The sequence below is a fragment of the Arthrobacter sp. SE2 genome, from assembly GCF_058244265.1.
In genome coordinates, this window is sequence record NZ_JBZAYA010000002.1 from 337,424 (window position 1) to 357,580 (window position 20,157).

Annotated in this window: 18 protein-coding genes; 7 read left to right on the forward strand and 11 right to left on the reverse strand. The window is 65.3% G+C overall.

Annotated elements, in window-relative coordinates:
* Positions 1-121: 121 nt before the first annotated feature.
* Positions 122-1,114 (reverse strand): stage II sporulation protein M, encoded by a 993-nt coding sequence (locus tag AC4CS3_RS04230; protein ID WP_437772915.1) that lies wholly within the window; start codon positions 1,112-1,114, stop codon positions 122-124.
* Positions 1,115-1,254: 140 nt separating this feature from the next.
* Between AC4CS3_RS04230 and AC4CS3_RS04235 the strand changes: the two genes are divergently transcribed.
* On the forward strand, positions 1,255-2,055 hold the full coding sequence (locus tag AC4CS3_RS04235) for an RDD family protein (protein WP_490782336.1): 801 nt from the start codon (positions 1,255-1,257) through the stop codon (positions 2,053-2,055).
* A 65-nt stretch (positions 2,056-2,120) separates the two neighbouring features.
* Here the strand turns inward: AC4CS3_RS04235 and AC4CS3_RS04240 are convergent, their stop codons facing one another.
* The 5 genes from AC4CS3_RS04240 to AC4CS3_RS04260 all read right to left on the reverse strand — a co-directional run bounded on the left by AC4CS3_RS04240 (position 2,121) and on the right by AC4CS3_RS04260 (position 7,259).
* Positions 2,121-3,353, reverse strand: a complete 1,233-nt coding sequence (locus AC4CS3_RS04240; protein ID WP_490782337.1) for a L,D-transpeptidase — start codon at positions 3,351-3,353, stop codon at positions 2,121-2,123.
* Positions 3,354-3,472: 119 nt separating this feature from the next.
* A complete protein-coding gene (locus tag AC4CS3_RS04245; RefSeq protein WP_490782338.1) occupies positions 3,473-4,819 on the reverse strand; it encodes a L,D-transpeptidase in 1,347 nt (448 codons plus the stop codon).
* 115 nt (positions 4,820-4,934) lie between these two features.
* Positions 4,935-6,416, reverse strand: a complete 1,482-nt coding sequence (ahcY, locus tag AC4CS3_RS04250) for an adenosylhomocysteinase (RefSeq protein WP_490782339.1) — start codon at positions 6,414-6,416, stop codon at positions 4,935-4,937.
* A 42-nt stretch (positions 6,417-6,458) separates the two neighbouring features.
* Positions 6,459-6,698 carry a Trm112 family protein gene (locus AC4CS3_RS04255; protein ID WP_490782340.1) on the reverse strand — a complete coding sequence of 80 codons (240 nt, stop codon included), beginning with the start codon at positions 6,696-6,698 and terminating at the stop codon, positions 6,459-6,461.
* A gap of 186 nt (positions 6,699-6,884) precedes the next feature.
* A complete protein-coding gene (locus AC4CS3_RS04260; protein ID WP_490782341.1) occupies positions 6,885-7,259 on the reverse strand; it encodes a DUF3499 domain-containing protein in 375 nt (124 codons plus the stop codon).
* A gap of 97 nt (positions 7,260-7,356) precedes the next feature.
* On the opposite strand from AC4CS3_RS04260, the gene AC4CS3_RS04265 reads away from it, so the two are divergent.
* On the forward strand, positions 7,357-7,875 hold the full coding sequence (locus AC4CS3_RS04265) for a metallopeptidase family protein (RefSeq protein ID WP_490782342.1): 519 nt from the start codon (positions 7,357-7,359) through the stop codon (positions 7,873-7,875).
* Here the strand turns inward: AC4CS3_RS04265 and AC4CS3_RS04270 are convergent.
* The 3 genes from AC4CS3_RS04270 to AC4CS3_RS04280 are packed head-to-tail and all read right to left on the reverse strand — an operon-like array spanning position 7,869 to position 13,418.
* Positions 7,869-9,530 carry a DUF5719 family protein gene (locus tag AC4CS3_RS04270; RefSeq protein ID WP_490782343.1) on the reverse strand — a complete coding sequence of 554 codons (1,662 nt, stop codon included), beginning with the start codon at positions 9,528-9,530 and terminating at the stop codon, positions 7,869-7,871. The genes AC4CS3_RS04265 and AC4CS3_RS04270 overlap by 7 nt on opposite strands.
* The gene (locus AC4CS3_RS04275; protein WP_490782447.1) at positions 9,523-12,873 is read right to left on the reverse strand and encodes a glycosyltransferase; all 3,351 of its coding nucleotides are present in this window, start codon (positions 12,871-12,873) and stop codon (positions 9,523-9,525) included. The genes AC4CS3_RS04270 and AC4CS3_RS04275 overlap by 8 nt, the downstream gene beginning before the upstream one ends.
* Complete coding sequence (locus AC4CS3_RS04280; protein WP_236818426.1) at positions 12,873-13,418, reverse strand: WhiB family transcriptional regulator; 546 nt, start codon at positions 13,416-13,418, stop codon at positions 12,873-12,875. Before AC4CS3_RS04280 ends, AC4CS3_RS04275 begins: the two co-directional genes overlap by 1 nt.
* 365 nt (positions 13,419-13,783) lie before the next feature.
* On the opposite strand from AC4CS3_RS04280, the gene AC4CS3_RS04285 reads away from it, so the two are divergent.
* Positions 13,784-14,482 carry a TIGR03089 family protein gene (locus AC4CS3_RS04285; protein ID WP_490782344.1) on the forward strand — a complete coding sequence of 233 codons (699 nt, stop codon included), beginning with the start codon at positions 13,784-13,786 and terminating at the stop codon, positions 14,480-14,482.
* Here AC4CS3_RS04285 and AC4CS3_RS04290 read toward each other — a convergent pair.
* The gene (locus AC4CS3_RS04290) at positions 14,469-15,041 is read right to left on the reverse strand and encodes a GtrA family protein (RefSeq protein WP_490782345.1); all 573 of its coding nucleotides are present in this window, start codon (positions 15,039-15,041) and stop codon (positions 14,469-14,471) included. The two genes, AC4CS3_RS04285 and AC4CS3_RS04290, sit on opposite strands and share 14 nt — an antisense overlap.
* 172 nt (positions 15,042-15,213) lie before the next feature.
* Between AC4CS3_RS04290 and AC4CS3_RS04295 the strand changes: the two genes are divergently transcribed.
* The 4 genes from AC4CS3_RS04295 to AC4CS3_RS04310 all read left to right on the forward strand — a co-directional run bounded on the left by AC4CS3_RS04295 (position 15,214) and on the right by AC4CS3_RS04310 (position 19,257).
* Positions 15,214-16,401, forward strand: a complete 1,188-nt coding sequence (locus AC4CS3_RS04295; protein WP_490782346.1) for a 5-(carboxyamino)imidazole ribonucleotide synthase — start codon at positions 15,214-15,216, stop codon at positions 16,399-16,401.
* Positions 16,398-16,991: a 5-(carboxyamino)imidazole ribonucleotide mutase gene (gene purE, locus AC4CS3_RS04300; protein WP_490782347.1), complete on the forward strand. Its 594-nt coding sequence runs from the start codon at positions 16,398-16,400 to the stop codon at positions 16,989-16,991. The genes AC4CS3_RS04295 and purE overlap by 4 nt, the downstream gene beginning before the upstream one ends.
* Before the next feature lie 76 nt (positions 16,992-17,067).
* A complete protein-coding gene (gene manA, locus AC4CS3_RS04305; protein ID WP_490782348.1) occupies positions 17,068-18,318 on the forward strand; it encodes a mannose-6-phosphate isomerase, class I in 1,251 nt (416 codons plus the stop codon).
* A 3-nt stretch (positions 18,319-18,321) separates the two neighbouring features.
* Complete coding sequence (locus tag AC4CS3_RS04310) at positions 18,322-19,257, forward strand: lipid II:glycine glycyltransferase FemX (RefSeq protein WP_490782349.1); 936 nt, start codon at positions 18,322-18,324, stop codon at positions 19,255-19,257.
* A gap of 27 nt (positions 19,258-19,284) precedes the next feature.
* Here AC4CS3_RS04310 and AC4CS3_RS04315 read toward each other — a convergent pair whose 3' ends face one another.
* Complete coding sequence (locus AC4CS3_RS04315) at positions 19,285-19,884, reverse strand: endonuclease domain-containing protein (protein ID WP_490782350.1); 600 nt, start codon at positions 19,882-19,884, stop codon at positions 19,285-19,287.
* Positions 19,885-20,157: the final 273 nt, after the last annotated feature.

A 20,157-nucleotide genomic window follows, 5' to 3' on the forward strand; every position in this document is an offset into this window, starting at 1 on the left:
CATGCCGGAGCAGGAACGGTCCGCTGGCAATCTTCTCTGCCTTCGAGCCTACCGTCAGCCCTCGCGGAGAGACGATGAGCCACCCCGGCGAACGTCGGATTGCGGCCGGACCCGGGTGCCGTCAGGCGGCAATCTCCCGGTAACCGGCGTCGTTTGCGTCAAGGTCGCCAGTGGCGCCGGCACGGAATGCCCGCCCGCCCAGCACCAAGGCATAGACCCAGTATGCCGCGAGAACGAGCGAACCGATCAGGATCTTGGCCCACACGGGAAGCGGGCTCGGCGTCACAAACGCCTCGACGAGTCCGGAAACGAACAGGACAAGCACCAGGCCGAGGGCCACCGTGATCAGGGAACGCCCTTCTTCCGCGACTGCCTGCATTCTGCGCCGCGGGCCCGGGGAAACCATTGCCCAGAAAATGCGGAGGCCGCCCGCGGAGGCAATGAAGACGGCCGTCAACTCCATGAGGCCGTGCGGGAGGATGTAGCTGAAAAATACGTCCATCTTGCCGGTGGCGGCAAACACGCCCGCTGCGACTCCCAGGCCCTGTGCATTCGCGAACAGCGTGTAGGGCACCCAGAAACCGGTGATGCCCAAGGCCACGGCTTGCGCCCCTATCCAGGCATTGTTGGTCCAGACGGCGCCGGCAAAGGACGCAGCGGGGTTCTCGGAGTAGTAGCCGACGAAGTCATGGTCGACGTATTGCTTCACGGCAGTGCTGCTTCCGAGGGCCCTCAAGGCGTCCGCAGACGTTCCGATCCAGAGGGCGTAGGCGCCGGCCACAAGGCAGAAGAAAACCCCGCACCAGACCGTGAGCCAGCGCAAGCGGTAGAACGCGGCGGGCAGGGACACCACGAAAAAGCGGGCGAGGTCTTCCATGAAATTCGACCGCGCCCCGGTGAAGCGGGTACGGGCCTGGGCGAGGGCCGCCGACAAAGAGGCGGAGAGTGCGCTCTCCGGGGCCACGGACCTGATGAGGGACAGGTGTGATGACACCACTTGATACAAACGCAGAAGCTCGTCGGCTTCACCACCGTCAAGGCGCCGTTTGTGCGCGAGCTCGTGCAAGCGGGACCATTTTGTCCCGTTCACGACAGAGAAGGCATCCATGTCCACGGCTCCACCCTAGTCCCAACCCTCCCCAAACAGTCCCACATACAAGCAGACCCCTCCTCCGCATCCGTGGCCGCGGTTAGACTCGATCCAGCGGGAGCCGTCCGGTCCTGCAGACGTCGTGGCAATGCTTGGGGGCGGGCTTGAGTTCGATCATTACCGGCGAGGCCGTGGTCCTTGAACTGCGGCCGGCATCGTTCGGGGCGAGGGCACTTGGGCTCATGCTCGACGTCGTGGCTCACGTTGTATTGCTGTTGGGCCTGTTGTTCCTGCTCGGTATGGCGGCACCCCATGTGGACGTGGCCGCGGGCCGCGCGATGGCCTTGTCCAGCGTGGTGCTGTGCCTCGTGGTGGTCCCCGTGGCGGTGGAAACGCTGAGCCGCGGCCGCTCGCTGGGCAAGCTGGCTACCGGGCTCCGGATTGTGCGCGACGACGGCGGATCCATCCGTTTCCGGCACGCGGTGATCCGCGGGTTGATCGGCTTCCTGGAGATCTACGCGACGTTCGGCGGATTGGCCATTGCCGTGGCACTGTTCAACGACAAGTCGAAGAGGCTCGGAGACGTTGTGGCCGGAACCTATTCGCTCAGGCAGCGCGTTCCCGCTGAACCCAAAATCCTCCCCTATGCCCCTCCGTACCTGCAGGCGTGGGTGGGACTCGCGGATATCGGCAGGGTTCCGGACGGGATGGCGCGGCGGGCATCACAGTTCGTCCAGCAGGCCTGGCGGATGGCGTCGGACTCGCGCGCCCGCATGGCCGCGGCCCTCGCGAGCGAATTGGCGGCTTACGTCGCCCCATCGCCGCCGCCCGGAACGACGCCGGAAGACTACCTGCACGCGGTTTTGGGCGAGCGGCGAAACCGGGACCTGGAACGGCTGCGCCGCGCAGAACAACGCAGCGCCGTTGTCGGCGATCGACTCAACAGGCTTCCGTTCACGCGCTAGCCAAGCGCGCGGCACGCAGGGTGAGCAACGCCGTCGGGCATAACTGCGGCTAGTCCCGGCAGCGCTCAGCGCTTCGCGTAGCCGGCCCAGGCGATGTTCCAGTCGCCGAAGCCTTCTAGCGGTTCCACGGCGGGGGCGCCGGTGTTCAGCACCTGCACCACGTCCCCCGTACGCATGTTGTTGAAGAACCACGCGGCATCGGCCGGGAGCAAGCCAACACAGCCATGCGAGACGTTGTACGCGCCGACGGCTCCGTAAGCCGATGGAAGCGCCTGGTGAACGTAGACCCCTGAGTTCGTGAGCCGGTTGGCGTGCTCGACGACGAGCGGTGCGTAGTAGCCTTTGTCACCCGGTTTGAGGCCGATGCTGCCCGCGTTGAACTTGGAGTGGCGCTCCTGCTCCATGATCACGGCGTAGCCGGTGGGCGAGAGCCAATCCGGGCTGCCGAGGGTCACGGGAGCGGTCTTGACGAGCGCGCCGTCGAAATACACGTTCATGGTCTTGGTAGCGTCGTCCACCACCGCTATCCGCTGCGGGCCGGTCGTGAACGTGGCCAAGACGTCCGAGTTGCCGATCATTCCGTTGCCGAAATCCCGGCCGAACAGAGGCATATCCACTGTGACGCTCGTGTTGGCTGCCCAGAAGGTCTCCGGGCGGATACGAACTTTCCGGTCCGAGTACCAGCGCCAGGCCACCTTCTGGGCCGAGGAAACACTGATCTTCACGGCCTGTTCCATGGCGGCTTTGTCCGCCACGGGCTCGCTGAAGTTGATTTCGATGGGCTGGCCCGAACCCATGCTGGCACCGTCGTTGGGAAACACCATGGCGTTGGCCTCGTTGGGCGTGGAAACCGTGGTGAAGGATTGGGTCTTCCGGGTTTCCCGGCCCGCGCCGTCAACAACGGTGAAGCCAAAACGGTACTCAGTGTTGAACCCCAAAGGATCCAGCGTGGACCAGGTGCTGCCGTCGGCACTGATGGCTCCCTTGACAGCCTTGCCGCCCGTGGCCGGGACAAGTTCAATGTCCTTCAGCGTGCCGTGCACGGCCTTCACGGATGGCCCGACGGCGGGATTCACTTCGCGGGCACCGTCAAGGGGCGTAATTCCCAGTTCCACTGCCTTGACGACGGCGGACCCCAGTCCGACATCCGTGCGTTGCGGCGATCCCGCTTCTGATTCGACCACCGTTTGCAGCCAATTCGGGGCGGTCGCAACGCCGATTCCTCCGGCCGCAACAGCGGCACACATCCCCATGATTCCGAGAATTTTCCCGGCTTTGCGCTTCCTTTGCGACGCCACAGCAACTCCACATCCCCCGGCAGAAAGCCAGCCCCCAAGACTGACCCGCCAAGTCTACCGGTGGTACTGGTGCGTCCCGGACAGTGCCGAAAGGCGCGCCCTGCCAGCTGGCGTGTTGCTCAATTGGCGTATTGGGCCCAAGGGATGTTCCAGTCGCCAAAGCCGTCGTCGAAATTGGCGTAGTCACCCTGGGTATTGACCACCTGGACGACGTCTCCGGTTGTCATGTTGTCGAACACCCATTTCGCACCGTCGGGTCCTAGTCCGATGCAGCCGTGGGAGAGGTTCGTGACACCGATGTACGGCAGGGCAGAGTCGGTGGCCTGGTGGATGAACTCGCCGCTGGGCGTCAGGCGCGTGGCGTAGTTGACGTCAAGCTGTCCGTAGTAAGCCGGATCCCCCGGCTTGAGGCCGATGGTCGAGGCGTCCATGTGCTCTACCCGGTACTTTTCCATGAGCACCAAGTAGCCGCGCGCGGAAGGGAACCTGGTGTCGCCCATGGTGTCCGGCCACTCGCCCACTTGCTGATCGTTGACACTTACCGTGAACGTGTGGGCAACCGCGTCGGCCACCGCCACCTTCTTATCGCCGATCCTGAAGGTGTTCGTCTTGTTGAAGTTGCCGATCTGGCCGTTGCCGAAGTCCACCCCGAACAGCTTGAGGTCCACGGTGACGGTGCTGTTCGCCGCCCAGAAGTTCTCCGGACGGTAACGCACCATGGTGTCGCTGAACCAGTGGAAGGCCCCGACCTGGCCCGACGTGGAGGTCACCTTGATGGCCTTCTCGACGGCGGCTTTGTTGACCACGGGTTCACTGAACGTGAGCTGCAGCGGCTGCGCCACGCCTACCTTCGCCCCGTCCAGGGGGTACATGGCGGCGTCGGCCTCGTTCTGCGTGGAAACCGTCGTGAAGGATCCAGTCTTCGACGTTAGGCGTCCGGCCGCATCCGCAACGGTGTAATTGAAGGTGTAGGAGGAGTTGAACTCGAGGGGCGTGGATGCGGTCCAGCTCAGTCCGTCCGGGGTCAACGCACCATCAACGGTCTTCCCTTGGGCGCTCGTCAGGGAGACCCTGTCCAGGGTTCCATCCTTGACGCTGATCGTAACGGGCGCAGCCGGGTTCACCTGTTTGGCCCCGCTCGCAGGCGAGGCAACAACGGTGGCAGGCTTCACGACGGGCAGCACTGCTGCCGCCTCGCCGCGTTCACCTGATGATCCCTCGGACTCGATTGCTGCGCTGGCCGCATGCGGGGCCACTGCGGCGAACGTGCCGCTGAGCGCGGCAATGAGGCAGACAACCACGATCCAGGCGACCTTGCGGAACCGGCTTCGCCTCGTCGGCGTCGTGTCCAAGTGCGTCCTGTCCAAGTGTCGGGCACTGCCGCTGTCCTGCTCAACGTCGAAGAGCCGCGCAGCGTCCACATGCTCGAAAGTGTCCGCTTGCTCGCCGTCGGGATTAAGACCCATTCCTGTTTTCTCCAAAACTCACGCCCCCAAAAGACTCACGCCCCACAGCCGCATCCTAAACGGTGCGGCTTGATATTGGCTGGGAGCCCGCTTCGGCGCGCCCCAGCCGGTGTACTCAGTACCGGTAGTGTTCCGGCTTGTACGGCCCGGCAACGTCAAGGTCCAGGTATTCCGCCTGTTCCTTGCTGAGCTCGGTTAGTTCCACGCCCAAAGCATCCAGGTGCAGGCGGGCGACCTTCTCATCGAGGATCTTGGGCAGCACGTAGACCTGGTTCGAGTATTCGCGCTCGGCCTCCGGCTGGTCCTTCTTGGTCCACAGCTCGATCTGGGCGATCGTCTGGTTCGCGAAGGAGTTGCTCATGACGAACGAGGGGTGGCCGGTCGCGTTGCCCAGGTTCAGGAGGCGGCCCTCGGACAGCACGATGATCGATCGCTCTTCGCGGCCGTCGGCCGCGGGGAACACCCACTCGTGCACCTGCGGCTTGATTTCCACCTTCTGGACGCCGGGGACCTTTGCCAGTCCGGCCATGTCGATCTCGTTGTCGAAGTGGCCGATGTTGCCCACGATCGCCTTATTCTTCATGCGGAGCATGTCGGAGGCCATGATGACGTCCTTGTTGCCGGTGGTCGTGATGAAGATGTCGCCCTGCTCCAAGACCGAATCCAGCTTGGCCACCTGATAGCCGTCCATGGCTGCCTGGAGTGCGCAGATGGGGTCGATCTCCGTCACGATCACGCGCGAACCCTGGCCGCGGAGCGCCTCAGCGGCGCCCTTGCCGACGTCGCCATAGCCGCAGACTACGGCGACCTTGCCGCCCATGAGGACATCGGTGGCGCGGTTGAGGCCGTCCGGCAGGGAGTGGCGGATGCCGTACTTGTTGTCGAATTTGCTCTTGGTCACCGAGTCGTTGACGTTGATGGCCGGGAACAGGAGCTTGCCCTGTTCGGCGAGCTGGTAGAGACGGTGCACGCCCGTGGTGGTTTCCTCGCTCACGCCACGGATGCCGGCCGCGATGCGGGTCCACTTCTTCGGGTCGGCGGCAAGGCTCTTCCTCAACACGTCCAGGACGAGTGCATACTCTTCGGGATCGCTTTCCGTGGCGGTCGGCACCGCGCCTGCGGCTTCGAATTCGACGCCCTTGTGGACCAGCAGCGTTGCGTCGCCGCCGTCGTCGAGGATCATGTTGGGGCCCAACTCAGGATTGGCGTCCGCGCCCGGCCAGCTAAGGATCTGCTCCGCCGTCCACCAGTATTCGTCGAGGGTCTCGCCCTTCCAGGCGAACACGGGAACACCCTGGGGATCCTCGACGGTTCCCTTGCCGACCACGACCGCGGCAGCGGCCTCGTCCTGCGTAGAGAAGATGTTGCAGGAGGCCCAGCGGACCTCGGCGCCGAGGGCTGTCAGCGTCTCGATGAGCACCGCGGTCTGCACCGTCATATGCAGGGATCCCGCAATGCGTGCGCCCTTGAGCGGCTGGCTCGGACCGAACTCGGCGCGCAACGACATGAGGCCAGGCATTTCGTGCTCGGCCAGGCGAATCTGGTGGCGCCCGGCTTCAGCCAGGGAGATGTCTGCAACCTTGTAGTCGAAAGTCATGGAAGTCCTTTGGAAGTACCGGATGGTCGAGTCAGGGGGGGCTCAGGCGTGGCGGGGGCCGTCGTGTTGGCCTGCGTCGTGCTGGTCTGAGGCCGCGGCGTTGGCGGCTGCCAGCAGGTCCGGGGGCAGCAGCAAGGGGATTCCGTCCTGGATGGCATAGCGGAGCTTCTCACCCGAGGCGGCAGCGGCCATCGTGACAAGTTCCTCGCCGTCCTGCTCCAGCGGGGACCCGGTGACAGGGCACCGCAGGATGGACAACAATTCAGGACTGACCTTTGGCATGGTTGAAGCTCCCTGGATGGCATCTCGCGGACGCCGCTGTGGACAGATATGGCAGCTTCCAGAGTACAACCCGGCGGCGCAGCGCACGGTGTCACAAAGCTTGTCACACCGGGAGCGGCGACACATAAGGCGACACACAGGGCAGTACACAAGGGCAACGGACGCGCAGTGACTGTCGTCGAGGGGTCAGGAAGGATCGCGCAGGATGCGCAGGTGGCGCCTGGTTCCCTCCGCAGGGGCCGGTCCGTCAAAGGGAGCGCGGACTGCGCGTTGTTCCGGCGCGGCCGGCGCCGACGCGGCTTCACGCACGGCGTTCGCCAAGGCAAGGAGATCGTCCGGCCCGGGCTGAGGCGGTGAGGACGGCATGGCGAGCCGCATGACTTCCCAGCCCCGCGGCACAGTCAGCGATTCGGCATGCTGCGCGCACAGATCGTAGGAATGCGGCTCGGCATATGTCGCCAGCGGACCCAGCACCGCCGTGGACTCCGCGTAAACGTACGTCAAAGTAGCCACCGCGGATTGGCGGCAGGCTGATCTGGAACACTGACGAATTGCACCCACAACATCCCAGATTAGCCGCACTTCCCCGCGACGCGGTGCATTGCCCCTTTGCGCGCATTATGTCGCGTTGGCGGAATCACGGGTCTAAAGTCGATATATGCAGTCACAGCACCACGTTCCGGGCTTCACAGTCCAATTGTCCGACACCGGGGACAGCCAGGAAACGACGACGACGGGCACATCCGCACGCGGCTTCAGGGAGCGCCGCAGGAACCGCCACGGCCGGGGGTTGCGCGGGGAAATCATCCTTCCCAACCTTCCCGGCTACCGGACGCGTGCCGAAAGGTTCGACGACCTCGTGCTCGATTCCGCCGAACGGCTGCAGGACATGTGGGGCAAACGGCTCGACGGCGTGGCGTTCGCCGTCGACGAGATCCCGCCGAACCTTGAGCAACTGGTGGCAGAGGGAACCGCGGCGCCGCTAGGCTCATACACCCCGGCAGCCCACGGCGCAGGACCCGTCATCACCATCTATCGGCGCGTCGTCGAACACACCACCGGCGGCCGCGAGGACCTCCAGGACCTGGTGCACGACGTCGTCGTCGAGTACACCGCCGAGATGCTCGGAGTCCCGCCGGAGACCCTGGACCCCGTTTACCGCCGTCGTTATCAGTAGCCGAGCGTGACCTGTACTTTTTCGTGGCCCGCAGCGCCATCCTGGATGGTCAGGACCGAAACGCCGGGTTGATCGCCCTGGCCGAGGACAAGCGCGCCATACGCAGCGTCCCCTGACGCCGACACGATGTAGCCCGAGACCGCGGCGCCGTCGGACTTATCCGGAACGCCGATGACCGCGGTGGTCCCCCCGGCGATGTCGACCGTTTGGGTCTTGTGTACCTTGCCGTCAGAGGTGACCGGCGTGTAGCTGACCGTGGCCCGGCCCGCCGGCACGCCGAAGCTGAGGAAGCGGGTTCCGCCTTGGGGCACCGCCATCACATGCTGGCTACCCAAGCGGACTGCTGCCGGAGACCAGGCGAAATCAACGGGATCCTCGGCCTTGAGCCCCCGCGTTACCCGGGAGGACGCTGCGAAGGAAACATCCGAAGTAGCGCTGACGGTATACATGCCGGCCGGGACGCCCGTGAGCGGCACTTCGGTAACCGAACCCGCTTTGGCGGTCACCGCTCCCCCGCCGGGCAAGGCGCGCTGGCCGTTCGGCCCGAACAAACGCACGTCCACGACGGCGTCCACCGGACCGGGGACGGTGATCTGCAAGGCCGGAACGACGTCGCCAAAACCGGGCTTGTCGGCGAGTGACTTCACGGCTGCCGGGTCCTGGACATCCACCCCGGTCATGACCTGGGCATCGGCGGCGCCGGCACCGGGAGTAATGAGCTCGACACCACCGGCCGTGAGGCCCCGGAGGACGCTCTGCTGGATGGTTGCCGCGACGGGGCCGCCGCTGCTGCGCAGATGCACCGAGAGCTGACCCTCGTTCGGGGCCAGTCCGGCCAAGTTGATGGATCGGGTGGCTCCAGGCGAAACCAGCAAGCCACGGCTGTCCGGGGCTTGGATCTGTCCATGGGCACCGAACAGCTCGAGATTCACGGTAGCCGGTGTGCCCGAGGCATTGCTGATGTTCAAGACCGCCGTTCGGCCCAGTGCGGTGTTTGCTCCCAGGAGCCATGCATCGTTGATCGGCTGCTGGCAGGGTGCCGCCGCCAGCCCGCGGAGGTCGCCGTCGCCCGCGGTGTAGCTCATCAAGCCCGCCACCGCGGCCTTCTGGCCACTGATGGGATCGGCGCCTACCACGGTGACGTCGCCCGCGGGCCTCTGGGCCACGACGCCGGCGTTCAGCACGGGAGGCCCCGACGCCGGGGCTTGGGCGGCAGCCGGAGGCTTGGCAATGTCGGCGATCGCGGAGCCCCCGAGCGAGGCGAGGTTGCTCCCCGGAACGGATCCGGAGGCGTCGCTGAGCACCACCGCATCCAGGAAGCTCTTTGCCGAACGCGAAACCGGGCTGAACTGGCTGTCGGTGCCCGCGGCGGTTCCTTCTGCAAGACGGGGAGGCGCCGGGCACACTGCGGTTGTCCTGCCCGCCGGGACATCCGCAAGGGACATGTCCAGCGTTTTGCTTCCCGACGGGGACGGCAGGATGGATGCTGCCGACACCATTCCGGCCCCTGCAGCGAGGAGCAACGTCGCGGAAAGAGCTCCCAACACAACGGCTTTGTTCTTGTTCCGGCCTTTGTTCTGGTTCTGGGCTTTGCGCTGGCCGCGCTTCCCTGACCCCGCTCTGAGCTCGGGTGCCGGGCCTTGGTTGTCAGACACTGCTGTACTCCTTACGGAGGGAGTTTTGTTCCTTCAGGAGGCCGGCTTTCGGCCTGCGGGCAGGCATGGGGATGGCCAGCAGGACGGTCAAGCCAATCACTACGCCCTTCAGAATGCTGAGCCAAGGCTCCCACACTGTGGTGTAGCGGATCTCGATCTGGCCGCCTGTAGACGGCAGGGTGAAAGCTTGGGCCCATCCGGACGTCGTCGGGCTCAGTTGGCGGCCATCCAACCAAGCGCCCCAACCGGTGTCTGCCCGCTCAGCGAGCACTACCAGGCGTCCGTCCCCGCCCGCCGGGATGTCGCCGGCGGCAGAGGTTCCGAGGGAGGGCAAGAGGGCAACTACGGCACCCTTGGCATCCACCACCCTGACGCGGTGTGCCGTCTCGGCGTCGGCTGCTGCGGCTTGGTTGAGCGGCGTGACCCTCCAGAGCCACCCGGAATCGGTTTTTCCCACGGCCACCAGGCCGGGGACGGAATCGATCCTGTTGGCCGTCAGCTGGGCAGCGGTGTCGGCTGACTTGAGAACCACGAATCCAGCACCGAGTTGCTCAAGGCCTGGCCGGGGATCGACGCCTGTTCCCGCGACAATCGTCGCTACGGCGTTCCGGATGGACGCGGTAGCGTCGTCGTCGGCCGCGAGGCGTTCCTGTCCGGGTGAACCCACGATGGAACGGCCCGCGGCGACAGTGGAGAGCGAGTCCAATGTCGTCCCGGCGCCGCGCATGAGGGATGACGTGTAGCCACCGTTCTCACCGGCGGTGATGACCAGCGTACGGGTCTGTTCCGGCCCTTGGCCGTGGTCGACGGCGGTGGCCGGCAAGGTGCCCGGTCCTGAGGGCTGGACCAGGCGCGGCGTGCCAAGCGCGCCGCTGGCCGAAGGCGAGGTGTCTGCGCTGGCCAGGACATTCTGGGTTGCCCACAGGCCCATGCTGGCCAGGGGTCCGGCAAGGAGGAGAAGCGTTGCTACAGCGGAGACGATTCGCACTGCCGCACGCTGGACCGGGCGGCCATCCTCTGCCTTGGCTTTCAGCTGGAGGAGGTTATCGGCGCCGATCAACGCCGCTCCCAGGAACGCGAACCCGGCGGCGGAAACTGCCGGCCCCGTGAAGGGTGCGACGAGCAGGTTGCCATCGACACCAGTTGCCACGTGTCCGGCGAGCCATGCCCAGGCGAGGAGCAAAAGGGCCCCGGCCCAGAGGAAACGCGTGACGCGCGACCGCCTTCCGGGCACAAAGAGTGCGGCAATTGCCAGGAGCAGGACCGGGGCACCGAGCAGCAGGGCAAGCGCCAGCGCCCACGGAATACCCGACGGGCCGAATAGTGCCAAGCCGGCCAATCCGCCGTTGACGTCGAATTTCAAGGGTTGGCCAAGCAATTGCTGCCACAACGGTGCGGCTTCGAACCCCAGCGGGAGGCCTGGATCGGCCAGCAGGGTGCGGGGCCGTTCAAGGACCGAGAGGACGTACGGTGCAAAAAGCGCGGCGCTCGGAAGGAGTGACCACCAAATGGTCCGCCCGCGCCGCCCCAGGGCGATGCCGCAAAAAGCAATGAGGACTGCAAAGGGAGGCAGCAGGGACGGCGCAGAGGCCGTCACCAAAGCCAGCGCCAGGCCGGCCGCGGCAGCAGCCGTCCACGATGGAGTGCCGTTGACGCCCGGCTTGCCCATCAACGGCTTGGCTGCGGCGTAGCCGGATGGCTGGATCCGATGGTGATTCAGTTGTCGGTCCAACGCAGTGTCCCGCCCCAGGGCCGATCCAGTGGCCCGGAAGAGGGCCAGCACCAGCAGCGGCATCGCCACGTGGGCCAGGAGGGCTCCGGCCCTTCCTTGGTTCAAGGCGACTTGAAGAGCCGGCGCTCCGGCCCAGATCAGCGCGGCAATGAAACGGTAGCGGCGCAGCGTGGTCATCGCGCCCGCGGCAAACCAGGCGCCCAGGCCGGACAGCGGCATGGCCAGCAACAACAGCCACACGATGGCTGTGCCGGAGGCGCCTCCTCCGAGCAATGACACGAGCCACAGGATGTAGGCGAAGGGATCCCCGTGTCCGGGCAAGCCCGCACCCAGGCCGATCCACCACGTGGACGCGGACCGCCAGATGTCGCCTGCGGCGGACAACGGCAAGAGGCCTCCGCCCGTCACCCCGCTTGCCCCCAGGAGCCCTAACAGCCCCACGATGGAAGCAGCCAGCGCAACAAATCCAGCGGCCACCGCGCCCGTGCCGATCCAACCCCGCTCATTCGTCGCGAGGGCCACGAAATCGTCGCCGGCGTCGCCGCTCGGTTCCGGAGCCAGCGAATCCGTCTCCTGGAATTCGTCTGCGCCAATCGCCTCGACGAGGGACCGGCGGTGGGCCCAAACCTCGCGGCGCGGAGTCTGCAGACCCTTGACCATTGACCGTGGCACGCGTCGCGTCCGTGCCGCGTTCAGCCTGGAGCGCCGAATCGCTCCGGGACGGCCGAGCGCCGCAACGGTGGCGCCGAGCTGGGAAATGCCGTGACCGGGCTCTTTGACCAGGATGCTCAAGATGAGCCTGACCATGCTCCCGAGCAACGCGCCGAACGCGTGCAGCGGAACCTTCCACGGCGAAGCATGGGTGAGCCTCAAATGGACTTGGCTCTTGCGTGCGGCCGCAGGTGTCGCCAGGCTGTGGGGACGGTGCTCCACATGGAACATGCGCGCCGCTGGAACCAACACGACCCTGTTGCCCGCAAGCCAGTTGCGCCAGCAGAAATCGACGTCGTCTCCCACGCCCGGAAGCGCGGCGTCGAAGCCGCCCAGCTGCTCCCAGGCATCGCGGCGGATCAGCATGCCTGCGGAATTCACCGCGAAAGTGTCCGTGCGCCCGTCGTACTGTCCCTGGTCGAGTTCGTCGGCTTCAATGAGCGTCAGCCGTTCGGCCCATCGGCTCGTGGACAGGCCGGCGTCGATGAGCCTGCGTTCCGCATTCCAGGCCAACTGCTTGCAGCCGGCGACAGTGACCGAAGGGGCGCGCTCGACCGCCTGGAGCAGCTCGGCGAGTGCATCCGGAGCGGGAGCGGCGTCGTCGTGCAACAACCAGATCCACTCCACGGCTCCTGGCTCCTGCGAAGGTGGCGCCGAGCGGGCCAGGCCGGCCATGACGGCCGCACCGAAACCCACTTTGTGTTCGCCCGTGCTGGTGACATTGGCCTTGCCGAGGGCCCGCTGCAGCAATGCGGCGGACTTGTCGCGGGAGCCCGTATCAATGCCAATGGCGACATCTGCCGGACGCGTCTGGTCCAGCAGAGCCGCCAGGGTTCTGGGGAGATAGTTACCGCCGTCATGCGAGACGACGACGGCGGTAACGTGTACTGCCTTGAGAATCAGACCGCTCGCTTCCTCAGCCTGCGGCGTTCACGCTCGGAGAGCCCGCCCCAGATACCAAAACGTTCATCGTTGGCGAGTGCGTATTCAAGGCACTGCGAACGGACATTGCACGCACCGCAAACCTTTTTGGCATCCCGGGTGGAGCCGCCCTTCTCGGGGAAGAACGCCTCCGGGTCCGTCTGGGCGCACAAGGCGTCCGTCTGCCAGCCAAGTTCGCCTTCGTCGTCGAAGTCCCCCTGGCGCGGAAGCCCGATCCATACCGGCTGTGCCGGGTTGTCGAGCGGACGGCGCAGCTCCATGGGAGGATCGTCGAGATCGTCCTCCGGATCTGCCGGCGCGCCTCCCACAAGAGCCTCGTGGGCAGCAAGAAAGGCTGTTGCCTCGTCTTCCAGCGACTCCCGAGTGGTCTCTATATAGCGGTCCGCCGCCTGCGGATCTGCCGGGTCAACATACCAATCCCCCGGAACTTCGCGCGACCGGTACTTCACCGACGCATATTCCGCGACGACTGCATCTTCCTGGATACGCAACGCTTGCCCCATGGCGTCCCTCCTGATGTGTGCAGCTGCTGCCGTGCTCATTCGGTACTCGGTTATGTACCCGATACTCCCGCAGCGGCGTTCGATATCTAATTACACGTGTGTAACTACCGTGCCGTCAAGCCACGCCGGGATAATAATCAACTTTCCGTACTAACTACCGTCACGCCACGCCCGCGATTTTTTCGCACCATCCGAGCGCCTCCGCGGAAAAACGGAAGCTTCGCATCAATTAAGATGTATTTTCATTGAATTTCAGGGAAATCACTTGGCTCCCGGGGCCCGCGCTGTCGCCGCACCTTGGCCCCCGTGTGGTGCAATTCACACGTCCCGGCGCCGGGTAGGGCGCCCCGTGGCAAGATGTAGCCATGAGCACCCCCGCGATGAACCTGATGGCAGCCCTGCGTTCCGGACACGCCACATCCCCCCGCCTGACCTGGTACGGGCCGGACGCCGAACGGGTGGAGCTCTCAGGGAGGGTCCTCGACAATTGGGTGGCCAAGACCAGCAACCTGCTCCAGGACGAGTTCGACGCCGAACCGGGCATGAGCCTTCGCCTGGATCTACCGGCCCACTGGAAGTCCCTCGTGTGGGCGCTGGCCGGGTGGCAGCTGGGGATGGAGCTGGTGCTCGACGGCGGCAGCGCCGACCTGCTTGTCACGGACACCCCCGACGTCGGTGCCGGAGCCGGCTTCGACGCCGTCGTCGCCGTACCGCTCGCGGCACTCGCGATGCGCTGGCCGGGAGAGCTGCCGGTCGGCGTCGTCGACTACGCGGCTGAGGTGCGCTCCCACGGCGACGTGTTCATGGCGCACGCCGAACCGGACGCGGCAATGCCGGCCCTGCGCCGCCTCGAAACCGGACACTCGCACGGGGAGTTGCTGGACGGATTCGCCAAGGAACACGACGCGGGCGTGCGCCTGCTGGTACGCGCGGCCGACGGTTTGGAGTCGGCCCTCGCCGACGCACTGGGTGCGTGGAACAAAGACGGTTCAGTTGTCCTCGTGCACCAGGACGTTGACGTCACCCAGCACCTGCTGGACAACGAGCGCGTCAGCGGCGCTTGACCGCGTCTTCGCCTTCATCGGAGTCAGCCGCGGTGCTAGCGGCATGCATGGCCTTGGCCTTGGCCTTGTGGTGGGCTTCGATGATCTCGTGGTCATGCGAGAAGGCCGGCTCTTCGTCGAGTTCCTTGTTGAACACCAGGAAGCGGTAAGCGAAGAATCGCACTACGGTGGCGACGAGGATGCCGACGATTCCGGCAGCGAACAGGACGTTCTTGTCCTGGATGTTCATGCCGTATTTGGCGATGGCGGTCAGGCCTGTGGAGATTCCGATGCCAATGCCGTTGATGATGATGAACATGACGAACTCGCGCACCACGTTCGCCTGGCGGCGGTGGCGGAATGTCCAGAAGCGGTTGGCGATCCAAGAGAACACGGTGGCCACGGTGGCGCCGACGAAACGGGCCTTGGCCTCACTGTCCGTCATCGGGCCGTGCATGAGATAGTAGGTCAAGCCGTTATCTATGACGAACGCAACACCGCCTACAGCGCCGAACTTCGCTACTTCGCGCCAAAAAAGCGAGGCGAGCCCGCGGATGCGATCTGCAAGTGAGTTGATCATGACCCTCCATGGCCGTTGTTCTAGGGGGCCGATGGGCCGAAGGCTCCATTTTAGCTCCGATTCCTTGGAGCTTGCCGAATTAATCCGCGCCGGCGGCCTCGATCCGGGTTCCCAATGACCCGGGTGCGAGCAGAATCTGGGAACCGGCTGCTGGTTCGGTAGGCTGAACCTTGTGACTTTTCCTGTAATTGGCGTGGTGGGCGGCGGACAGCTCGCACGAATGATGGCCCCGGCCGCAACTGCTCTCGGCTTTGAACTCCGGGTCCTTGCCGAAGGTGAGGGCGTTTCCGCAGTCCAGGCCGTGGCAACGGCTCCCATAGGCGACTACAAGGACCTCGCCGCCCTTCTGGAGTTCTCGGAGGGCTTGGACGTCATGACCTTCGACCACGAGCACGTCCCCACCGAGCACCTCAGGGCCCTGATCGAGGCCGGAGTCAACGTCCAGCCCGGCCCCGATGCCTTGGTGCACGCGCAGGACAAACTCGTGATGCGCGCCGCGATCGACCGCTTGGGGCTCCCCAATCCGGCGTGGGCGGCCGTCCACGGCGTCGAAGACCTGATCGCTTTCGGCGAGCAGACCGGCTGGCCGATTGTCTTGAAGACCCCCCGCGGGGGCTATGACGGCAAGGGCGTGCGCATCGTCCATTCCGCCGAGGACGCACGCACCACCACGGACTGGTTCGAAGCCATGAGCCCGCTATTGGCCGAAGAGAAGGTTGACTTCAGCCGCGAGCTTTCCGCGCTCGTCGCAAGGACCCCCGACGGCGAATCCCGCGCCTGGCCGGTAGTCCACACCGTCCAGGTGGACGGAGTCTGCGACGAAGTGATTGCGCCGGCCCAGGACATTCCCGTGGAAGTCGCTGCGGCAGCCGAAGAGGCAGCGCTGCGAATCGCCAATGAACTCGGAGTCACGGGCGTCATGGCTGCGGAGCTCTTCGAAACGCCCGGCGTCGGAGTCGGGTTCCTCGTCAACGAACTCGCCATGCGGCCGCACAACACCGGCCACTGGACGCAGGACGGCTCCGTCACGAGCCAGTTCGAACAGCATTTGCGCGCAGTCCTCAACCTCCCGCTGGGTGCCACCGATGCCCTGGGCGCGGTGGTGGTCATGAAGAACTTCCTGGGCGGCGACAACCAGGATCTCTACAGCGCCTACCCCAAGGCCCTCGCCTACGAACCTGCTGCAAAGGTCCACTGCTACGGCAAGTCCGTGCGGGCCGGCCGCAAGATCGGGCACGTCAACCTCGTCGGCAACTCGACCGCGGACGTCGACTCCATCCGACGCCGGGCCACCGTAGTGGCCGACATCATCCGCGACGGCCGCATGCCGGCCGAGACCACCTCAGAGGAGACCGCATGAGCGCAGGAAACATGGATGCCGGAAACGCGGGCGCGGCGAACGCCGCGCCGATCGTAGGCCTCGTCATGGGCTCCGACTCCGACTGGCCTGTCATGGAAGCCGCGGCGGACGCCCTGGCCGAATTCGGCATCCCCTTCGAAGCCGACGTCGTCTCTGCCCACCGCATGCCCACGGAAATGATCCGTTACGGCCAGAACGCCCATGAGCGCGGCATCCGCGTCATCATCGCGGGAGCAGGCGGCGCCGCCCACTTGCCGGGCATGCTCGCCTCTGTCACCCCGCTGCCCGTCATCGGCGTCCCGGTACCGCTGAAAACCTTGGATGGCATGGATTCCTTGCTGTCCATCGTGCAGATGCCCGCCGGCGTTCCCGTGGCCACGGTTTCCATCGGCGGCGCACGCAACGCCGGCCTCCTGGCAGTGCGCATACTGGCGTCCGGAACTGACGAGCTGGCCGTCCGGCTTCGTGGCGAGCTGCTCGAATTCGCCCGGGAGCTGAACAACACCGCTACCGAAAAAGGGGCCAGGCTCCGCGACAAGGTCGCCGAAGTCTTCTCCACCGCGAACGTCTCCGCCCGCAGCAGCCGCTAAGAGCCCGGAGCTGCCGCTAGAAGGTCATCCCCGGCAACCCCGAATGAACCCTCCGCAATGACAAGGATCCCCTGCCGTGTACCAGCTTGAGAATGTTCTCCGCCCCTATGCATGGGGATCGACGACGGCGATCGCCGCTCTGCTGGGAAGGCCCGCCTCGGGTGGTCCGGAGGCAGAGTTGTGGATCGGAGCGCACCCGGACTCGCCGTCCGTGGCCACCCGTCCGGATGGGTCTTCCGTCGCCTTGGACGCCCTGATCAACGTGGATCCCGTGCACTTCCTGGGTGAAACGAGCGTGGCTGAATTCGGTCCCCGCTTGCCGTTCCTCACCAAGCTCCTTGCAGCCGACAAGCCCCTGTCATTGCAGGTCCACCCTCGCCTGCAGCAGGCCAGGGACGGCTTCGCGAAGGAAAATGCCGCGGGTATGGCAGCGGACGCACCGGAGCGCAACTATCGCGATGACAACCACAAGCCGGAGATGATCTTCGCGCTGACCCCGTTTCACGCCCTCTGCGGTTTCCGTCCCGCGGCCGATTCGCAGCGTGTCTTCGAGCACCTCGCGTCCCTCCTGGACCTTGCCGCCGTCGACGTTCCTGATGTCATCACCGGAGTTATCGCGGACCTTTCCGGGTCCGATGAGCCCTCGGCACTCAAAGCTGCGTTCACCCGGCTGATTACCGGCGGGGATGCCGTCTCCGCCGCGACGGATCAGGTGGTTTCCATCCTGAAATCGGGCGCGCCGATGGGTCAGCACGCTGCGGAGCTCTCCACCTTGGTGGACATCAACAGTGAGTTCCCGGGCGATCCCGGTGTTCTGATTTCCTTGCTCTTGAATCTTGTCTTCCTGTCCCCGGGCGAATCGGTGTACCTGCCGGGCGGAAACGTCCACGCCTACCTGAAAGGCCTCGGCGTGGAGGTGATGGCGGCTTCGGACAACGTGCTCCGTGGCGGGCTCACCCCTAAGCACGTCGATGTCCCCGAGCTCCTGAAGACCATCGAATTCGCTTCCCTCGGCGTACCGCGAATCGAACCCAGGACCTCCGGATTCGGCCAGGATCTCTATGTGCCGCCCTTCAAGGAATTCCAACTCCAGCGCATCGAGTTGGCTCCCGGAGCGGAACCCGTGCCGATGGCCCAGGCCGGTCCCGCCGTCGTCGTCGTGGTTTCGGGTTCCGTGGTGCTCGACTCCCCCAAGAGCGAGCTCGCCGTGGAGCGCGGCGGGAGTGCATTCATCCCGGCATCCGAAGAGCCCGTCATGGTGCACCCGATTGCCGGCGCAACGGGAACCAGCGTCGCCTTTGCCGTCACAACAGGCTTGGGGAACTAGAGCGTGGAGTACTTCCTGCAGACGTCCGCATGGGCGTCCTTCCAGCGATCCCTCGGCCGTACCGTGCACGAGGAGTCCGGCCCGGGCTGGAGTTTCCTCGCTGTGGAGGAAAAGAACCCCGCGGGCAAGGTCATTTACACGCCTTACGGACCCGTGGCCGATTCGTTGGAGGCCTTCGACGAAGCTGTAGCCGCACTTGTGGCGATCGCGCGCCAGAGCCGGGCGGTGTTTGTCCGGATGGAACCGGTCACCGCCGGGTTCGAAGCCACCGAAGCCGGTGCGATCCTGCGGGCACGCGGCCTGCAGCCGGCGCCGTCAAACCAGCAGCCGGAATTGAGCTGGATTGTGGATCTGGGCGGCGATTTCAAGGACGTCCTCGCGGGCATGAAACCCACCAACCGGAACCTGTACCGCAACATCCACAAGAAGGGTGTCACCTTCCGGTCCTCGCAGGATCCTGAAGAGATCTCAGTGCTTCTCAACTTCCTGCACATGACTGCCGCACGCAACGGCTTCAAGCCCCAGAGCGACGACTACCTCGGCTCGGTGGCCCGCTCCCTCATGCCCGCCGGTGCCGCCACCCTGTTCATCGCCGAACTCGAGGGCGAACCCATTGCCGCTGCCCTGGCGTACGACTCCGTCGACACGCGCACCTACGCCCACGCGGCGCTCGATGACACGCACCGCAAGCTCAGCGCGGGCATTCCATTGCTCGTGACGCTGATGGCGGACGCAAAGGACAAAGGGCTCAAGCACGTCGACCTGTGGGGCGTGGCCCCGGAGGACGAGCCTGACCACAAGTGGGCCGGATTCACCGCCTTCAAGAAGTCCTTCGGCGGCCGCGAAATAGCCTACCCAGGCACGTGGGACCTTCCCGTCAACAAGCTCCGCTACGGCGCCTACCAAGTGGCCCGGAAGCTGCGCGAAAAGCTCCGCTGACTAAGCGCGAACAGGCAGCAGATGACCTCAAAATCCGATTTTGCGGGCATCTGCTGCCAACTCGCGGCCTCCCCGCAGCGCCCGCCGGACTTTTTCCACCACTTCCGGCCGGGGCCCGAGCAAATCCTCATGGTGGACCCGGACTTCGCGCCAACCCAGCCGTTCCGTCAACGCCTGGCGCCTGATGTCCCGCTGGTACTGCTCAGCATCCCCATGGTGCCGCCCGTCGTATTGGAGGGCGACCCGCTCCTTGAGGTAAGCGGCATCGGGCCACACAGCGGGAGCGCCCCACTCGTTGAGGATGACGTGGTTCAGCGCGGGTTCATGCAACCCTGCATGCAGCAATATGAGGCGCATTTGCGTTTCCTGCGGCGAATCCGCGCCGACTCGAACCAGATCCAGGGCCAGCCGGGCCTTGCGGACGCCTCGCATACCGGGATGGGCTGAGACCATCGCCTTCAATTCCTCAATGGTCGCCAAGGCCTCGCGCGGCCTGGGATGGTTTTCCCCGTGCTCGACGACGATCGAGTCGCCTGCCGCCACAATGTCGTCGATACTCATCATTTGGGCCAAGTCGAGCCACGTCCGGGCAGGCGAGCTGAGCCGGACGCCGTCGAGCACTACCACTTCACCGGGTTTGAACGTGAATTGGTGCCCAACAACATTCCGCCTCCGCGGTTTCCACCTCTCGCCCGGGCGAGCCAGGTGGACCCGCGCGGCGGAGCCATGGCTCAGGCAACATTCGGGGTCGAGCTCTATATGGCCCCGCAAGTGTTCCGCGACCGTTCCCGTGCTGTGCAACGGCAGGCGCAGTCCCCGCGACAACGTGACAATGCCGTCGCGGACCTTTCTCCCAGTTAGCCCGACGGAAGTCTGCGGGCACGCAAAAGGGCGGTGGGA